The 18,054-nt window shown below is 34.6% G+C and carries 21 protein-coding genes; 11 read left to right on the top strand and 10 right to left on the bottom strand.

The genetic code is table 11. The annotated features are described in order from the left end of the window. The first annotated feature begins 22 nt into the window (after positions 1-22). From ACFS3A_RS06720 to ACFS3A_RS06695, 6 genes are all read left to right on the top strand, one after another. Positions 23-2,383: a multicopper oxidase domain-containing protein gene (locus ACFS3A_RS06720; protein ID WP_065720926.1), complete on the top strand. Its 2,361-nt coding sequence runs from the start codon at positions 23-25 to the stop codon at positions 2,381-2,383. Between the two features lie 165 nt (positions 2,384-2,548). Next, the gene (locus tag ACFS3A_RS06715; protein ID WP_038330962.1) at positions 2,549-3,745 is read left to right on the top strand and encodes an MFS transporter; all 1,197 of its coding nucleotides are present in this window, start codon (positions 2,549-2,551) and stop codon (positions 3,743-3,745) included. A 119-nt stretch (positions 3,746-3,864) separates the two neighbouring features. Further along, positions 3,865-4,722, top strand: coding sequence for a heavy metal-binding domain-containing protein (locus ACFS3A_RS06710; RefSeq protein ID WP_228388405.1), 858 nt, complete (start codon positions 3,865-3,867; stop codon positions 4,720-4,722). A 105-nt stretch (positions 4,723-4,827) separates the two neighbouring features. Continuing rightward, complete coding sequence (locus ACFS3A_RS06705) at positions 4,828-5,049, top strand: heavy-metal-associated domain-containing protein (protein ID WP_038330965.1); 222 nt, start codon at positions 4,828-4,830, stop codon at positions 5,047-5,049. A 161-nt stretch (positions 5,050-5,210) separates the two neighbouring features. Then, a complete protein-coding gene (locus tag ACFS3A_RS06700) occupies positions 5,211-6,041 on the top strand; it encodes an RteC domain-containing protein (RefSeq protein WP_038330969.1) in 831 nt (276 codons plus the stop codon). Positions 6,042-6,749: 708 nt separating this feature from the next. After that, on the top strand, positions 6,750-7,988 hold the full coding sequence (locus ACFS3A_RS06695; RefSeq protein ID WP_379824660.1) for a site-specific integrase: 1,239 nt from the start codon (positions 6,750-6,752) through the stop codon (positions 7,986-7,988). A gap of 129 nt (positions 7,989-8,117) precedes the next feature. On the opposite strand, the gene ACFS3A_RS06690 is transcribed toward ACFS3A_RS06695, so the two are convergent. Next, positions 8,118-8,309, bottom strand: a complete 192-nt coding sequence (locus ACFS3A_RS06690) for a hypothetical protein (RefSeq protein ID WP_379824659.1) — start codon at positions 8,307-8,309, stop codon at positions 8,118-8,120. Positions 8,310-8,703: 394 nt separating this feature from the next. Here ACFS3A_RS06690 and ACFS3A_RS06685 point away from each other — a divergent pair, with 394 nt between their 5' ends. Beyond that, positions 8,704-8,982, top strand: a complete 279-nt coding sequence (locus ACFS3A_RS06685; RefSeq protein WP_379824658.1) for a helix-turn-helix domain-containing protein — start codon at positions 8,704-8,706, stop codon at positions 8,980-8,982. Between the two features lie 139 nt (positions 8,983-9,121). On the opposite strand, the gene ACFS3A_RS06680 is transcribed toward ACFS3A_RS06685, so the two are convergent. The 3 genes from ACFS3A_RS06680 to mobA form a co-directional block, all read right to left on the bottom strand. Then, complete coding sequence (locus tag ACFS3A_RS06680; RefSeq protein WP_379824657.1) at positions 9,122-9,337, bottom strand: hypothetical protein; 216 nt, start codon at positions 9,335-9,337, stop codon at positions 9,122-9,124. A gap of 294 nt (positions 9,338-9,631) precedes the next feature. Then, positions 9,632-10,927 (bottom strand): conjugal transfer protein MobB, encoded by a 1,296-nt coding sequence (mobB, locus tag ACFS3A_RS06675; RefSeq protein WP_379824656.1) that lies wholly within the window; start codon positions 10,925-10,927, stop codon positions 9,632-9,634. Next, a complete protein-coding gene (gene mobA, locus ACFS3A_RS06670) occupies positions 10,924-11,355 on the bottom strand; it encodes a conjugal transfer protein MobA (protein ID WP_379824655.1) in 432 nt (143 codons plus the stop codon). Before mobA ends, mobB begins: the two co-directional genes overlap by 4 nt. 230 nt (positions 11,356-11,585) lie before the next feature. Between mobA and ACFS3A_RS06665 the strand changes: the two genes are divergently transcribed. Together ACFS3A_RS06665 and ACFS3A_RS06660 are read left to right on the top strand one after the other, a co-directional pair. After that, the gene (locus tag ACFS3A_RS06665) at positions 11,586-12,266 is read left to right on the top strand and encodes a nucleotidyl transferase AbiEii/AbiGii toxin family protein (RefSeq protein ID WP_379824654.1); all 681 of its coding nucleotides are present in this window, start codon (positions 11,586-11,588) and stop codon (positions 12,264-12,266) included. A 38-nt stretch (positions 12,267-12,304) separates the two neighbouring features. After that, the gene (locus ACFS3A_RS06660) at positions 12,305-12,622 is read left to right on the top strand and encodes a DUF6922 domain-containing protein (protein ID WP_379824653.1); all 318 of its coding nucleotides are present in this window, start codon (positions 12,305-12,307) and stop codon (positions 12,620-12,622) included. Positions 12,623-12,774: 152 nt separating this feature from the next. On the opposite strand, the gene ACFS3A_RS06655 is transcribed toward ACFS3A_RS06660, so the two are convergent. From ACFS3A_RS06655 to ACFS3A_RS06630, 6 genes are all read right to left on the bottom strand, one after another. Next, a complete protein-coding gene (locus ACFS3A_RS06655; protein WP_379824652.1) occupies positions 12,775-13,110 on the bottom strand; it encodes a hypothetical protein in 336 nt (111 codons plus the stop codon). Between the two features lie 266 nt (positions 13,111-13,376). After that, the gene (locus tag ACFS3A_RS06650) at positions 13,377-13,718 is read right to left on the bottom strand and encodes a hypothetical protein (protein ID WP_379824650.1); all 342 of its coding nucleotides are present in this window, start codon (positions 13,716-13,718) and stop codon (positions 13,377-13,379) included. Positions 13,719-13,769: 51 nt separating this feature from the next. After that, a complete protein-coding gene (locus ACFS3A_RS06645; protein ID WP_379824649.1) occupies positions 13,770-14,333 on the bottom strand; it encodes a hypothetical protein in 564 nt (187 codons plus the stop codon). Between the two features lie 6 nt (positions 14,334-14,339). Continuing rightward, entirely contained in the window at positions 14,340-14,873 is a 534-nt protein-coding gene (locus tag ACFS3A_RS06640) for a hypothetical protein (RefSeq protein WP_379824648.1), read from the bottom strand. A gap of 12 nt (positions 14,874-14,885) precedes the next feature. Further along, the gene (locus ACFS3A_RS06635) at positions 14,886-15,236 is read right to left on the bottom strand and encodes a hypothetical protein (RefSeq protein ID WP_379824647.1); all 351 of its coding nucleotides are present in this window, start codon (positions 15,234-15,236) and stop codon (positions 14,886-14,888) included. An 8-nt stretch (positions 15,237-15,244) separates the two neighbouring features. After that, positions 15,245-16,111, bottom strand: a complete 867-nt coding sequence (locus tag ACFS3A_RS06630; RefSeq protein WP_379824645.1) for a hypothetical protein — start codon at positions 16,109-16,111, stop codon at positions 15,245-15,247. 173 nt (positions 16,112-16,284) lie between these two features. Between ACFS3A_RS06630 and ACFS3A_RS06625 the strand changes: the two genes are divergently transcribed. Together ACFS3A_RS06625 and ACFS3A_RS06620 are read left to right on the top strand one after the other, a co-directional pair. After that, a complete protein-coding gene (locus tag ACFS3A_RS06625; protein ID WP_379824644.1) occupies positions 16,285-16,692 on the top strand; it encodes a helix-turn-helix domain-containing protein in 408 nt (135 codons plus the stop codon). A gap of 280 nt (positions 16,693-16,972) precedes the next feature. After that, on the top strand, positions 16,973-18,022 hold the full coding sequence (locus ACFS3A_RS06620; RefSeq protein ID WP_379824643.1) for a helix-turn-helix transcriptional regulator: 1,050 nt from the start codon (positions 16,973-16,975) through the stop codon (positions 18,020-18,022). Positions 18,023-18,054 lie beyond the last annotated feature (32 nt).

Below are 18,054 nucleotides of genomic sequence, written 5' to 3'. Positions count from 1 at the left end.
TATAACCAATGCGATTTTTAAAATGAATAATAAAAAATTTCTTCACAAAAAGTTGTTGCTGCTAACTCTGTTAGCGCTCTTCATATCACAGGTCGGTATAGCCCAAAAAGTAGTACGTTACGATTTGTATGTAAAAGATACCATCGTAAACTATGCAGGCAAAGAAAAAAGAGCAATCGCTGTAAATGGGCAAATACCAATGCCAACACTTGAATTTACTGAAGGCGATACGGCAGAAATAGTGTTACATAATCAACTTAAAGAAAGTACCTCATTGCATTGGCACGGATTATTTCTACCCAATAAAGAAGACGGAGTTCCTTTTTTAACGCAAATGCCAATTGAACCTGGTGAAACCTTTACGTATCGTTTCCCTATTATTCAAACTGGAACGCATTGGTATCATTCTCATTCAGGATTGCAAGAACAGATAGGTATGTATGGGAGCTTTATCATGCATAAGAGAGCTGATGATAAAACATTTAGAAAAGGGATTGACGATTTGCCAGAAATACCCATTATGTTAAGTGAATGGACAAATCTTAAGCCGGAAAACGTTCATCGCATGCTACATAACGCAAGCGACTGGTTCGCTATACAAAAAGGAGCTACTCAAAGTTATGCAGAAGCTATTCGTACAGGAAATTTCAAAACAAAACTGAAAAATGAATGGAAACGTATGATGGCGATGGACGTAAGTGATGTTTACTACGACAAAGTATTGATGAATGGAAATCATTTGACAGATTTAAAATCAATTGATGGTAAACCTTTGAAAGCAGGTGATAAAGTACGTTTGCGCATTTCTAACGGAGGTGCATCGTCCTACTTCTGGTTAAGATATGCTGGTGGTAAAATGACAGTGGTGGCTAGTGATGGAAATGACGTAGAACCTATAGATGTTGATCGTCTAATAATTGCGGTTTCCGAGACCTATGATGTGGTGGTTACCATTCCCGAAGATGGTAAAGCTTATGAGTTCATGGCTACAACAGAAGATCGTACCCAATCTACGAGTTACTTTATCGGGAATGGAGAGAAAACAATGGTGGGTGCCATGCCTCGTCTTAAATATTTTGAAGGCATGAAAATGATGAACGATATGATGAAAATGAATGGGGACCTTGATGATATGGGAATGAATATGAGTTGGAATCAAATGGATATGAATGTCGTTATGTATCCAGAGATTACGGGCGAGGAAAAGAAAAAAGTAAAGAAAATGGACGAAGCTATGGATCATAGCAAAATGGATCATGGAGATATGAACATGAAGCAAAGTGCTGAAAAAACCGATCATAGTCAAATGAACCATGGTGAGATGAATATGAATGAAGATCCAAATCGCTATAATGCGAATGCATTAAGCGAGATTGTAACGCTTAATTATGCCATGCTGAAATCTCCAAATAATACTGAACTACCTAAAAATGCACCCGTAAAAGAATTGAAGTTTACATTGACCGGAAATATGAACCGTTATGTATGGAGTATGGATGATAAAGTACTATCTGAAAGCGATAAAATACCTGTAAAGAAAGGCGAAGTATTGCGCATTACACTCTATAATAATTCGATGATGCGACATCCTATTCACTTACACGGATTCGATTTTAGATTACTAAACGATAAAGGAGAAAACGCTCCGATGAAAAACATCATTGACATTATGCCGATGGAAACCGATACCATTGAATTCCTCGCAAATGAAGAAGGTGATTGGTTTTTTCATTGTCATATATTGTATCACATGATGGCAGGTATGAACAAAGTTTTTGCTGTGGGTGATTATAAAAACCCTTATTTGCCCAATAAGGATAAAGCCTATAAAATGTTACAGCGTGAAAGTAATATGATCCATTTTATGGCTCAGAATGATTTTGCGACCAATGGTAATGACGGTGAAATGATGTTTATGAATGCTCGATATAGTTTGGGTACAGAATGGAGATTAGGTTACAATGATATGCACGGTTACGAAGTGGAAACTCATTTTGGTCGTTATATAGGAAAAATGCAATGGTTGATGCCTTTTATTGGTTTCGACTGGCGTTATCGTAAAATGGGAATGGATGAGCATGAAAAAAATCTTTTTGGACAAGTAAATAAAAAAGATAAACGAGGAGCATTTAGTCTTGGTGTTATGTATACCTTACCTATGTTGGTTAATGTACAAGCGGAGGTATATCACGATGGTATTTTTCGTGTTTCGCTAATGCGAGAGGATATACCTCTTTCCAAAAGATTGCGAGCAGGGTTTATGGTAAATACGGATATGGAATATATGGCAGATTTGCGATATATCCTTACAAGACATATCGGTGTGAGAACACATTATGATAGCGATATGGGCTTTGGAGTAGGTTTATCAGTTAATTATTAATATTAACAACAAAGGGAAATAAAAACGGTTATTACATTACGTCATAACCGTTTTTTATTTTACACAAGTACGGAATAATCAGTAAACCTCATAAATCAAACAAGAAATATCACAACAAGAAGATTAAACTAATTTGACAATTTTGTATTGTAAATTTTTAAGATTATGACAGCTAAAATAAAATGGAATAATGTATACCTCTTGTTTTTATCACAAGCATTATTTCAGACCGCATCGATATTAGTCATTACACTTTCAGGAATTGTAGGAATGGTTATGGCTTCTGATAAAAACATGTCAACCATTCCAGTTGCGATGATTACAGTTGGCGCAGCAGCTATGATGATTCCAGCGTCAATAATTATTAAAAATTTAGGTCAAAGGAAAGCCTTTATGATTGGAACATTGATAGGCGTTCTTGCTGGCTTAGTTTCTTGGTATGGAATTGTTCAGAATTCGTTCTGGATTTTTGCTATTGGAAATATGTTGATTGGCGCTTATCAAGGGTTTTCACAGTATTATCGTTTTGCGGCTGCAGATTCTGTGCCGGATAATGCAAAGAGTAAAGCCATTTCTTTTGTGATTGCCGGAGGTGTCGTTGCAGCATTTGCGGGACCTAATTTGGCAAGATTTACACAGCATTTGGGAAGCATGCCTTATGCATATTCTTTTTTTTCTATTGTACTTTTAAGTGTCTTGGCATTTGGAGTAGTTTCGTTACTTAAATTTCAAGCAAAGCCGGTAGCTCGAAATAATGAATCTTTAAAAAAAGGTCGTTCATTAAAAGAAATTTTCAAAAGTAAAGATGCCGTTTTAGCTGTGCTTTCATCAGCTACAGCATTTGCGGTGATGGGAATGTCTATGACGGTTACGCCTATTGCAATGCATGGTTTCGGTCATAGTTCTGATGATTCGGCAACTGTAATTCAATGGCATGTGTTAGGTATGTTTTTGCCCTCATTTTTTACAGGCATCCTCATTCAGAAATTTGGAGTTTATAGAATCATTACAACTGGATTGTCGATTTTGTTTCTCTATATTTTCATTGCTCTTTCTGGTACCGATTTTACACATTTCGTATCGGCATTATTTATTGTTGGTTTAGGTTGGAACTTCTTGTTTATTGGTGGATCCGCATTATTAACACAAGTATATAGACCTGAAGAGAAAGAAAAAACACAAGCATTTCATGACTTCACGGTTTTTGCAGTAATCAGTATTGCCAGTTTTTTTGCAGGAAGTTTATTTAATAATTGGGGCTGGAATGGCATTAATATTGTTTTAATTCCAATGCTTCTTATTACATTAATTGCGGTAATTAAAATTACAATGACAAATAAGAGCGCGCACGAGAATCAGTAAAAATCACAATTATCTTCCAAAAAATCGTAACTAATAAAAACGAAATAATAAGGAACTTTGTAATTAGAAAAGAATCAAGTTATAATATCAAAATAATTAACGTTTTAAAAAAAAATATTATGAATACACAACATCAATCCAGCAGCGAAAATATATTTATTTGCCCTATGCACCCAGAAGTCAAAGGGAATAAAGGTGATAAATGTTCAAAATGTGGAATGAATTTAGTTCCAGAAAATAAAGGAACAGCAAAACATTTTGATGTGATTATATCTTCTGAACCTGAAGTTATTGAAGCAGGGAAATCGACGCAGTTTAAAATCATTGTAAAGAACGAAGATAAAGTTGTGTCATTAGAAGAAGTACATGAAATGAAAATGCATCTTCTAGTTGTGAATGAAGAACTAACTTGGTTTGACCATATCCATCCCATTGAACAAGAAGACGGTTCTTATCTTATTGATGAAATATTTCCAACTGCTGGGGACTACTTATTTTTTGTAGATTATAAGCCTGAGAACGAGGAAGGGAATGTTTACAAACATTCGTTAAATGTAGTAGGAAATACTACAGAAATAGCACAGTTAGATACAAATGCAAAATTTGAATCGGAATCAGATGGTTATACTGCCAAATTATTGAATGGTGCAGATTTGAAAACAAATACAAGCCAGCCATTGCAATTTGAGATTCTAAAAAATGGTAACAAGATTAATGACGCTGAATTGCAAAACTATTTAGGAGCAAAAGCTCATATTGTAATGATAAGCAAAGCTGAAAAAGAATTTTTGCATATTCACCCAATGTCTAATGAAAGTTATCAGATTTATGCAGAAACACTAATCAAGAAACCAGGTTTATATAGAATGTGGATGCAATTTAAGATTAGTAATAAAGTGCACACTGTAGATTTTACGGTACATGTTGCTGAGGGTAACAAAACGAGCGAAGGTCATAATCATCATCACAAACACTAAAAAAAATCAGTAAAAATCGTAAATCAAACAAGGAATATCATAATAAAAAAAATAAGAAAATACAGAATTTTGTAGTATAAATATACATTATAAATAAATTAAAAAATGGAAAATAAAGAATTTCAATTCAAGACAAACCTTAATTGTGGAGGATGTGTATCAAAAGTAAAAGCAGATTTTGACAGTGCGGAAGGTATCTGTGAATGGAATGTAGATACAGCTAATAATGATAAAATCTTAACTGTAAAATCAGAAGGAATTACAGAAGATGAGATCATCGCTATCGTTAAGAGAAAAGGATTTAAAGCAGAACCTTTAGCAGAGTAATTTATCACTCTATATTTTATCCTGAGAGTGATAATGGATAGTATTCTTTTAAATAATTGTACTATCGCAATTTAAAATGAGGTAATTTATTGTAGGATGCCTGCAATTATTACCTCATTTTATTTTTTATGCCAGTTTTTAAATTTAAAATCCTTGTTTTAATGATAGATTATTGCCATTCTTTGATGAATGAATTGGATGATAGAATAACTGAACTGACTTACGAGCATAGCAATAACTCGTTAGAGTTGTATGAAAATGCTATTGTATTAGTTTTACAAAGGCTTGATTCGGCAAAGGAATATGTCAAGAAAAAAGGATTCAAAGATGAAGATGAAGAAATATTCTTTTTCAAACAACTTAAACCTCAGTTAGTTTCAAAATTGATATATTTAAATTCTATATATAAAATTGAAACAAAACGGCCCAGAGGAGGTGATAAAATTATTAAACAATATCTCAATCTTGAGCTTAGTAAGATCAAGCGTTTTTTTGATGCTAATTTGGAATTTTATAAATACTACAGAACTAATAGCACCCATTTAGATAAAAAATACTTTATCAGAGGAAATCATGATATAAAATTAAGCTTAGATACTTATTATTTTGAAGCAGATCATAAATTTGCAACCTCACACGATTATAAAGTAGCTAAAATTATTGCCAACGATTTAATACAGGTATATCTTGAAGACCAATTGAATAACAATAATAAAAAACATATATCAAAAAATTTAAGTTTAAATTGGACTGGTAGTAAAACAGCTTTGGTTGAGTTAATCTATTCTCTACATTCCAATGGTTCAATTGAAAATGGTAATATTGATATTAAGGTTATAGCAAAAACATTTGAGAATATGTTTAATATTGATTTAGGAGACTTCTATCATTCTTATTTAGAATTAAAAGGAAGGAAGATAAATCGAACCAAATTTCTCGATAGTCTTCGCGATGCACTTATCAAAAGAATGGATGAGCAGGACGAAAAATGAAAACAGAGTTTAAATGTGTGACATTTCATACACTAAATGAAGTTATGTATGTATAGTTATATAAAAATTAAATGCTGTAAATACAATTTACTAAATTATTACCAATAACATTTTTAGCGTTTATAGAACTCATATTATTTGCAAATACTGATTAAATTAATCTTTTATGCTTTAAAATTGTCTTATAATTTTAATTAAAGTATTGGCATAGAGTTTTTTATAAATTATTTCGAAATTTTCGCAACGAAATTGTTGCTTTGTATTACTATAAATGCATATTTTTGCACCGTTAATAAAAAAAGATAAAGTTCATTTACTTGAATTTTCTATGATATTAAAAGTCAATATCGGACAACAACAGTTTTAAATCATTAATAAAATGGTTCGAAAATTGTCCCGACAGGACGACTAATGAGCCTTTCAAAGGCAGTCAAAACCCCTTAAATCGTATGATTTAAGGGGTTTTTCTTTTTATTCAACTCCAAAATATTCAAGTTATATCAAACAAAATGGGACCTATTCGGCTACCCTTTTTCTTTTTTTACCTTTAGGTCTCACAAAAAAATTTAATCATTTAATTATCAGTCAATTGTACTCAAATTTTAACATTTGATGCTTCCTAAATAGTGTACGTACTGTTCTTAAAAGCGAGCACTGTTGGGACCCATTTTAATGTGCAAATGATCTGAAACATTAAATTTTTGAGATATGAAAACAGCAGGAATTACATTCGGGGTCCTCTTCTACCTAAAGACCCAAAAAACCACGATCCAAGGTTCGGCTCCTATCTGTGCCCGAGTAACGGTAAATGGAAAACGGACTGAGATTTCAGTCAAGCGTTCCGTTAAGGCAACCGAATGGGATGAAAGAAAAGGCATGGCTAAAGGAAACCGCAAGGAAATTACAGAACTCAACATTTTTCTTAACCAGTTCAAGGCAAAAATTATAAACACCTATCAGCAGATGCTATTGAATGATGATGCTATAGACGGCCCTGCGATACGCGACCGTGTAATGGGCACGGACAATACAACTCCAACCCTAATGGCTCTGATGGAATATCATAATGAACAGCAGATGCATAAACTTGCTCAGGGAACCATGAAGAATTACCATACCACGCAACGGTATTTAAAAACATTCCTGAGGGAGAAACTCTACAGAAATGATATTGCCCTTTCTCAGCTTAAGTACAAATTTATTCTGGATTTTGAACGCTATCTATTTAATTATGTTCCCAAGGATCATCAGAAGCCACTTAATAACAACGGCATCATGAAGCATATCGAAAGATTGCGAAAAATGATAAATATGGCTGTCAAGCTGGATTGGCTGGTCAAAGATCCTTTTGCCAGCTTCAAAAAACATTTTGACAAAGTGGAACGGCATTCATTGAACGGTAAAGAGCTTACAGCACTGGCATACAAAGAGTTTTCCATTGAGCGTCTTAGACATGTCAGGGATATGTTTCTGTTTAGCTGTTATACGGGTCTCTCGTATATTGAACTCGCTGAACTAACTCCAAACAAGATTGTCACAGGCATAGACGGGTGTCTATGGATATCTACAACCAGGGCAAAAACTGACACAGGGGTGCTTGTGCCTCTACTTCCACAGGCAACTGATTTAATGGAAAAATACCGTGATGACCCAAGGGCGCTGAATAACGGCACCGTATTCCCCGTAATTTCAAACCAGCGAATGAACGGCTATCTAAAAGAAATTGCTGACATCTGCGGTATAACAAAAATTCTTACCTACCATATTGCCCGTCATACTTTTGCAACTACTATTACCCTGAGCAATGGAGTGCCTATTGAAAGCGTATCCAAAATGCTTGGGCACACAAGCATTCGCACTACTCAAATCTATGCTAAGGTGGTTGAACAAAAACTCAGCGAGGATATGCGCAAGCTGGAACAGCGGATGTCTGCAAACGTGTCCTAATATCCCTAATCCCATGAGTTTTTTTTATAGGTTCAAATCTTCATCATCCAAAAAAAAAGTAATTTGAACCTATAAAAAAGGCTTTAGTATTTTTTACTATCCTTAATACAAACAAAAGACAGCGATATATCAGCTTTTTCTATCTGCTTTTGGCGTGAGTGAATCATCATTATCTTCACCATACAATTCTTTTAATGTCAGTGAAACTATAATCTCTATCATTAATTTTACAAATCTTTCTTCTTTCTCACGCTCCAAATCATCATAAGTTTTTGAAATACTATTTTCCTCATCAGTATTTTCTTGTCGATTATCGATCATTTTAAACCTCCTTTCTTTATGCTTTAATTGTTAGTCTATATTTGATATTCATTTCCATGATAAATTAAACTGTTGCTTTTAATTCACTTTTAAAAACACCTTATTGTGAAACTAATATTATTGAATTATAACTGAGATTATATTGCCAATATCCATTACCTACAAAGCTTTGATCTTTGATGATTAACCCCATTCTTATATATTTTACAATACTAATGTTTGATAACTGAAAAATTTACTTAAAAACATCAAATGACGCTTTAACAGAAAAAAAGAGCAAAAGCCTGCCAAACGGTACACCATTTTGCCTTCTAATGCTATTACGGTTTTATTTTGTTCTTATCTGAAACCAACTTCATTATTGTGATGATAAACTAATTTAAATGTGAGTATCATGAATGTAGACCTTATTACGAGAGACGACCTTGAAAAGTTTAAAAAAGAATTGCTGGAAGAAATTAAGCGATATCAGCAGTATCCTCGCAAGAAAGGTGAGGAAACGCGCATATGGCTCAAAAGTTATGAGGTACGTAAACTTCTAAGTATTTCAGCTGGAACTCTTCAGAATCTTAGATTAAACGGCACTCTTCCCTATAATAAAATTGGCGGACTTATGTATTACCGCTATGACGATATCCAAAAACTGATGGATGGCGTAAGCAATACCAAGTAAATGATATTCCTTACGCTATTCCAGACTTTTATTTAGTGACTGCTGTTTAGAGCTTACCAATTACATTCCAAATTCCTTTAATCTCATCCTTTTGAGTTAGTTTTTCTTTCTGGAAGTTTTCATTACTTATAATTTTAGTTTAAAAATTATAAACTATTACTGCTAACCGGAACAGGCTTTCAATTATATCCTGTCCCTCCCTTTCTGATACTGTTTCAAAACCTTTAATGCTTCTTAATTCTTCGATAGTTAATTTTTCAGTTTTTTGTTTCTGATCGCAAAAATTGCTTTCTTTTTGTTCCAGTGTTACATCCCGACTTTCAACCTGTATCTTTACCAAACTTCTACTTGCCATGATTCTTCTTTTAATAGGTTATTCGTTGACTATCTGTCAACTTCTGCTTTAAACTTCAAAAGACCGTTTTCACAATCTCTACTAATTATACATTCTTTAAATGAAAATGCATGCTATAAATTACTTCATTACTGGCACTGCTGATACCCTTTGTATTTTAATGTTATTATATTTAGCAAATATTTAATGCAATTAATTAAATGTTAAGGATGTATCCTATCAATCCTTTATATACAGTACATTGAAATTTGTGTTTCATACATTTGATTTAAATTATAAATTCCAGAAACATATTTAAAACTTTGGTTTCCTGCGGTTAGCCTTTCGTTTCAACTGATTGGCAAAATCAGTTTCCTGAAAATCTTCTCCCTGAGCCAGAGGCAGTAAGCTTCCAAATGTTTCAAAAACATTATTCTCCTGTTCGCTGGAAGGCGCATTTTCCTTTCCTAACGAATCAGGCTGGCTATTTACGTGATTGATCTGATTACCTTCACGGAAAGTCTCCTTTGCTTTGGTATTATTTTTTAAAGCCAGATCTGTTTTGTTACCTTTATTCCACCAGTCATTGAATACATTAGCAGAAAGGTTTTTAGCGAGCTCTGATCCGTTCCAGACACTGCGGGATTTGTGGTCAATAAAAGTGATGCCGTAAATCCTTCCTTCAGCATTTCGCCTTACAACAATATTGATCCTTTCTTCCATCAGCTTTTTCCTAAAATCTAATTCGTTTGATACAGTCTGCAATACTGATTCGATCCTGTCTTTAACTGATTCCTTAGCAGAACTGTCCTTTAGTTTTATTCTGTTTTGGTCGCACTGGGATTGCAGTTGTAGATAACCAGCATTTTTGCCAAACAGAGAAGCCTTAAAAGGATTACCTGCTTTTTCTCCCTTTTCATTCAATGCAAAATATACCAATCCTTGTTTTGGAATTCCGTTATATTCCCCTTTGACTTCCTGGGCAGTAATATTAAAAAGCGAAAGCACGGCATTATATCCTCCAAAGGTCTGGAACTGGTAATATTTAGGCAGATAACGCAGTACTGAAGCCATCTGGCTTTTTATATCTCCTGCCTTATAGTCAACTGGTTTGAATGTTAAGTTGTGCACCTCCTGTTGTTTATCTACAGCTGATATAAGACCGTACTGTTTTTCAAGTTCACGGCAGAGAGCCATAGAACGCCTTTTTTCAAACTTGTCAGATATTTTCCTGCCGTCCTCATCCACGCAGACAGACACCATATGAATATGTGCACGATCTATATCAGTATGTTTAAATACCACAAAAGGCTGATTACCGTAGCCCATCTGCCTCATATAGTCCTGCGCCATACTCTCAAAATCAGTATCACTTAAATTGTCTTTCGGATCAGGATTTAAGGAGATATGAAGTATCGGCTTTTCTGTCTTTCTGTTAGCCAGCAGGTGCAGTTCAAAAGATCGGGAGAGCTGTTCTAAGGAATAACTACCATCAGGGGATTGGATTATTTTTTGGGTAAACAAAACCTGTGCACTTTCTTTTTCAAGTTTTTGATAATTATAGGCTAATGCTCCGTACAGACTGCTCCCTCTTCCTATTTTTGCAATCATTTTTTGAGGTGTTTCTCTTCAAATTCAGCTGTAAGCTGTATTATCTTTTGAGCTAAAAGAGCAAACTCCATTGTTTGATTTACCAATTTGCAGAGATGCACGGAAGCTTTCTTTTCAGAAAAATTGCGGTGCATAATCTTTACAACCTGATTGTAATTAACCCCAATAGCGCGGAACTGCCCGAATAAGGAAGTTAGAAGTACGTAATAGTCCATTGTCGCTTTATCAATCTTAACTGTCTTGATTCCTTTTTGAAAAATACAAGCCGTAATAAAATGTGCCATTACATTCATGTCCGAGCTCTCAAAAAGGGTCAGAAACCTTGCATTTTCCTCAGCATTGAGACTAATTGAATAGCGATGAATTGCAGGATCTATTTTGGGATGCCTGCCTCCTTTATGCGGGTTCTTCTTTTGTTCATTTTCCATGACTTCAATTATGGGTATCGTTAAAAAAAATTAAATCCAATATATTTTATAATCAGCAGTTAAACTCCAATTTGGAAGTTAGTGGAAGTGCTTGGAAGCATTTGGCTTAATCGTCCTGAAAAAAATTTCAAAGCTTTAATAGTCGACGTTCCCTGCCAAATAAAGCCATAAGAGGACACCCTTAAAGAGCAGGGCTTTTTCAGAATTAATTTTTCTGAAAATATAGAATTATGCTTCACAAGGAAACTGTAACCGAGCAGATGTGGAAACTTCTCCAAAGGCTTATGAAAGATGAAAAATTAAAAGAATTTAATCTTGTAGGAGGCACAGCATTAAGCCTTATGATAGGACATCGATTAAGTATCGATTTAGACCTTTTCTCTACGCAAGATTTTGATGTACAGTCTATGCTTTCGCATTTAAGCAGGGAACATCCAGTTACAGTTAGGGAGCTGTTGAACAACACAATGCTTTTGGATATAGGCAAGGTTAAAGTAGATATTCTAGCTCATAAATACCCGTGGCAGAAACCTGTTCAAACCCAGCAGGGAATCAGACTGGTATCTCTGCATGACATAGGTGCTATGAAGCTTCATGCTATATTTCAAAATGGTACAAGAATAAAAGATTTTGTGGATATGTATTTTCTTTTGGAGTATCATCCGCTTAAGACCTATCTAGATGCTTATCAGAACAAATACAATGGAAATCCCTCATTGGTCGCGCATTCATTACTGCAGCATGAAAAAATAGACAGGGAAGAAAAAGTCAAACTATTGAAAGGGAAAGAAACCAGCTGGGCAAAAATGACCCACCGTATAAAAAAAGCAGTTTTTAATCCTTCTTTTGATTTTTCTGAGCCAAAGAATCAGATGCCTCCACCCAATAAAGGGCGTGGATTTAGGAGATAAAACTTGATTATTAAGCTTAAAAAACGTATTTTTACTACATGGCAGTAGCTAAAAAAAATAATAGAATTCCTAATTTGGATCGGGTCTTTTTTTGGGATTTCGATATCGATGCTATGGACTTTGATAAAGCCTACAAAACTATTATCGCACGTATCATAGAACGTGGAGGGCAGGATGAAATGGATGAAATCGTACGCTTTTATGGACATGAAAAAGTTATAAAAGCTATTCGTAAGGAAATTTATTTCCTTCCCAATTATGCCATTGACCGCGCTTTAAAATTCTTTCCCGAGCTCCAGAAGGAAGAAATGTACTGTTACCTCAACCGCAAGGACAAACCCTATCACTGGATTTAATCCTGCATCTTCACTTAAACACAAGATTCTTTTACTTTATAATTTTACCAAAAGAAATAAAAAGAAAACAAAGGTATGACGGGCTGATTCAGTCTGCCAAAAAGACTACGGCATAACGTTTTGCTCGTGCCTCACAAACCACCCTTCGGGACTTATTCCGTTTCCTTTTTGTCTGCCTGCATCCCGTCCTGTAAAATTGCTTTCTTTTTCTTTTTTCCGTTTTTCTGTTTCTTTTGGGAAAATATTTCTTTTTGCTGGAACTGCTTGAATGCCTGAGTACCTGCTGACCTTTGTATATACTTGCAGGCTTGATTACTTGAGTACGGGACTGCGTGCAGGCGTGCAGGCAGGAATGCCAACCTGCGTACATGCTTACATGCGCATTTGAAAACATGATTACTTGAGTACCTGAATGAAAGGATACCTGTGGAATTGCCCGCCTGCCTGCATACATATTTTTCTATTTGTACGCCAATATCTTTTCCCACTTTATTAAAACCTGCATTGTGCTAAGACTGTAATGTACAGCCAGTATTTCATTACTTCAGTAAAATAATTATTTCATTGCCATTAGAAAAAAAAAGGGCTTCAGCCCTTTCAAATAATAATCATCAGTAATAATATTTTCGAGAGAAAATAGCAAGTTGTGTTTTGAGATGCTTGAAATGAATTCAGCATCTCAAAACAACTTGCCCTGCGGGGCTGGAAAACACCTCCGAAGTCGGCATTTTTTTAAAAATTAATAACGCAAAAATCAGTCCGCACTGCTTTTTTTATTCTGCTTTAAATATTTCCTGTGGAGGATGTCCAGCAGATCACCCTCTTCCAATGGAATCAGCATTTCAATCACTTTGAGAAGACTGTAGACATATCTTTCAGTCTGCTTGTGATTATTCTCGCTTATTTCAATTCCTTCCAAAGCCAGCATTCCTGCCTTAAGCAGATCCATAATCATGGTAAAAAGATCAGAATATCCACTAACATTTATGTTGAGATTGTATACATCTTTTCTTGTTTTTGATGCCGGCTTGAGAATTACAAAATAATGCTCTGGATTCTCAACCATATCACTTAATTTGATTTTATTTTTTCCCATATCATTGTATTTTATCAGTTAAATCGATTCTCTCTGGATGATGCAGTAATTTCATTGTTCTGCAATGTCTGTACTCAGGCTCACTTTTTTTATTTTTTCAATCCCTCTATCTCGCATAAGCTGGCTTGCATCAAGCATCTTAACAAGATAGATATAGGGAGTTATGAGATCATAATCAAATTCCTCCGTAAATGGAGAGAGTGACAGGTGCGAGATTTCAAAAAGGAAAAATTCAAATTTATCTATAGTATTCTGCTCAAATGCTTTTTGAAATACTGTGAATGGATTCTCATACTCCTGCTCAGTCAGTGAAGCCATGTCAAGTTTTGACTTACAGGCACATGATTCTTTAACTTTCCATTTTCTGTTTTTGTACTGCAGAAGAAAACATGCTTTCACAAAAGAGCTGAAAGCACTTCGAAAAACCAGCACCTGTCCGGGATATCTTATCCTGCATACTTCTGTTTTATGGATATACAGAAACGTCTCACTGAGCACTTCCTTATATGAATCAAGATGGGCAAAGTCAAAAAAAGCATCCATAACCTCAAAAGGATTTTTGATCTCATAGCCTGCCCAAAACTTGGTTTCAAAGGATTTTATATTCTTTTTCATATCATGTTACTTTTTTGTTTTTTCAATGCCTCTTTCATTGACAAGCTCTCCTGCATCCAGCAGTTTTATCAAGTGGATATATGGAGTGGTTATATCAGAGTCGGGATCTGAACCGAAAGGAGATAATGAGAGCTCTGTGATTTCGCTTAAGAAGAATTCAAACTCCTGCAGTGTTTTCTCTTCAAATGCATTTTGAATCGCCAGATAAGGATTGTCGTATTCTTCTTTGGTCAGGGAAGAAAGATGAAATACCGTTTCAGAGCGGGTTGACTCTTTCACTTTCCATTTTTTGCTTTTATCCAGCATCCAGTAGCAGACTCTTACAAACGAACACACAGCAGTATAAAAAACAAAAACGTTGCACGGAGTTTCCTGTTTATATACTTTACCCTTATAACAGTGGAGCACTGCTTGGGTTAGGTTCTGTTTATAGTAATCAAGATGGGCAAAATCAAAAACTGCATCTAACGCGCTGTAAGGGTTTCCCGTTCTGAAGCCTGCCCAGAATCTTGTTTCGAAAGATATTTTATTCTTTTTCATAATTTCCAGTAATTATCCGTTATCATTTTCCTTATTGATCTCCAAATAAAGCTTGTGCAGTTTATCAAGCCCTTCGGATTCAGAGCATGGCAGGAGCTGTAATGCAATTTCCAGAATGCTTGTAAGATGGAAAGCGGGATCTTGAATCTTGCTGGAGTTTTCCAGATCGGAATTCTCAAGCGTGTGGAGGGCTATTTTCAGAAGATCCTGCACAGTAAACATCAGATTGATGTAGCCTGTGAATTTTAGGCTTGCATAATAAGCGCCTTCTTTGTCTTTCTGCGGGGTCAGGGTTCTGAAAAAGAAACTCTCTTTCAATTCTTTGATAAATTCATCCGCAGTTCTGGTTTCATTTGTTTCCATAATTTCTGCTATTTTATTTTCTCAGGCACTTCCTTTTCAGCTTTCTCCAGCCTGTCAAGCTGATCTTGTATCAGAATATTAGCCTGCTTTCTAAATTTCCCGCATCTTTCTTCCATAAGCTGGTAATAGAGATAATCCACATCGTTAGCCTTGGCGAAACGCAGTACGTGGGACTGCTGTTTAAGCAGGCTGAACATAGCTCTGTCTTCCTTGCTCTGGCGTGGAAAGAAATCTGCTGTAATGCTTGAAAAGTATTCGCAGAGGCTGAACAGATGCTCCATTGCAAAATGGCTTGGGGTGTAGCCTGTAAAAACACGGATCATGGAAAGGCAGGTCTGCTCCACTATCTGATGAAGGGAAAACATTTTCACCTCATCCGAACTTGAAGCATCATCATCATTGTAAACCCAGTCCCAGATTGTAGCAATAATATTTCTCCTGCTTCCTACATAATTTGATGTAAGCTGTAAGTTCCTTTTTGGAGTTTCATTTATATTTAAATAGGGAGGATTGTTTATGTCCTGAAATAAAAGCTCTGCATTCTGCATGATCTGCCAGAAGAAAAACTGCTGGTCTTGACCAAGGTTTTTCAGGCTCTGCACATGATGTAAAAGAATCGTTGTGGTCAAAGCCCCTTGAGTCTTCGTTTTAATCTTATCGCTTATGTCATTGCTTGCATTCTCTATAGTTTCCGATACAAAAACCAAAAGGTACAAATGCAGATGTTCTTTCTGGATCCCATAATCGGAATAAACCTTTCTGCTTGAGCTGTAAGCCATATCATTACTGCCGAAACAGTAAACTGCTGATGTCTTGATGTGCTCTGTAATTACCTGAATTACTTCTTTTTGCTGTGAAATCTCAATTGTTTTCATAATTTTACTTTTTTTAGTTAATACTTGTGTGAAAAATTGTATTTTTGTTTAACACACAGCCAAGTAAGTGATTAGTCGTACTGTACCGTATCAATTTGTATCATACCGTACAGTAAAAATTCTATATCATACATCAGACTTACTTTTTTATTCTTAAATATTATCTTTGAGCTATGACTACATTAACAAAACCAAATCACATGGGGCGTAAAATCAGCCGTATCCGTGAACTGAAAGACATGAAACAGGAAGCATTGGCACAGGCTATGGGAACAAACCAGCAGGCGATTTCTATTATGGAAAACAGCGAAACGGTAGAAGAAGAAAAACTAGTTGAAGTAGCAAAAGCTTTAGGTGTAACTGTAGAAGCAATTAAGAATTTTTCAGAAGAAGGCGTATTTAATTACTTTAATACTTTTACTGAAAATAAAGGGCCAATTTATGCTGGACATCATTGTACTTTTCATCCTTTGGATAAACTTATAGAATCCGTAGAAGAGAATAGAAAGCTTTATGAAAGGTTATTAAAATCCGAGCAAGATAAAATCGAATATTTGGAGAAATTACTAAAAGCAAAATAATGCTTTTATAAAAGATATATTAATTCTAGTAGAGACTCAAAAAGAGTCTCTTTTTATTTTATAATATTTCGTTATATGTTTATTGTAAAACAAATTAAATCCGTTGGATTTCAGCACTATAAAATTAACTAATTTCTATTTTTTAAATAACCTTCTTAAGCATTCTCGTCTTATAACCAGAAGCAGATAGAATAAAAATAAATGATTCTTCAGTCTATGAATAAATGTTCAAATAGGTTATTTATTTTATATAAACTAATTTTACAAATTAATAAAAGAAGTGAAAATTGTATACACAATTAAATTTCAAAAAGTAAATATGTTTACAACTAAACACCAGATACTAAGATATAATAAACTAGATAAGTGTTTTCAAAACACTGGAAAAGAATACACTATCGATGATTTATTAGATGCAGTCAATGAAGCTTTAAGGGAATACGATCCAAATAGTGATGGAATTCAAATTAGGACTCTAAGAAAGGATATCTCTTTTATGAAACGCGAATCAGGTTACAATGCACCTATTGAAGCGTTAAAAGGTTCTAATGGGAATTACTATTACAGATATACAGATAGAAACTTTTCTATAAATAGCAGTCCTCTTAACGATACTGAAGCAGAACAATTAAAAAACGCTGTATCGATTTTAAACCGTTTTGAAGGTAGTCCGGAGTTTGAATGGGTCAATCAACTTGGACCATTATTGAATGATAAATTTGGTTTAAAAAATCAGGAAAAAAAGGTTATGTCGCTAGAATCTAACATAGATTATAAGGGATACGACCATATTACCCCTTTGTTCAATGCTATTATTAATAAAACGGTTCTTAAAATAAATTACGAACCATTTGGTAAAGAATCCTATGATGTTATCTTTCATCCCTATTTCTTAAAACAATACAATAACCGTTGGTTTGTTTTTGGATACAACGAATTCAATCAAAATCCACATTGGAATTTAGCCTTAGACAGAATAAATGGCAGTATTGAAACAATAAAGGAAAAGTATAAAAAGGACAAGACTGACTGGCAAGAATTCTTTGACGATATAATTGGTGTTTCAAAAGATCCAAATAAAGAACTGGAAGAAGTTAAACTAATTTTTAGTAAAGAACAAGCACCCTATATCCAAACCAAACCTTTGCACTGGTCTCAAAAAAGTAAATTACTAGACGATGGAACACTGGAAGTGAGAATAAAAGTTATAATCAATTACGAACTAGAAACGCGTATTTTGTCCTTTGGTGAAAAAGCGAAAGTAATAGAACCTTATGAATTAGTAAATAGGATTAAAGAAAGAGTAAATCAACAAATTACGAACTATTAATCAACTGTGCACTTATATTACACAGATAGTTT

The organism is Flavobacterium notoginsengisoli, from assembly GCF_042686225.1.
GTDB classification, from domain to species: Bacteria; Bacteroidota; Bacteroidia; order Flavobacteriales; family Flavobacteriaceae; genus Flavobacterium; species Flavobacterium notoginsengisoli.
Note: the sequence above shows the minus strand (reverse complement) of the source record. Positions and strands in the feature narration are given on the sequence as shown.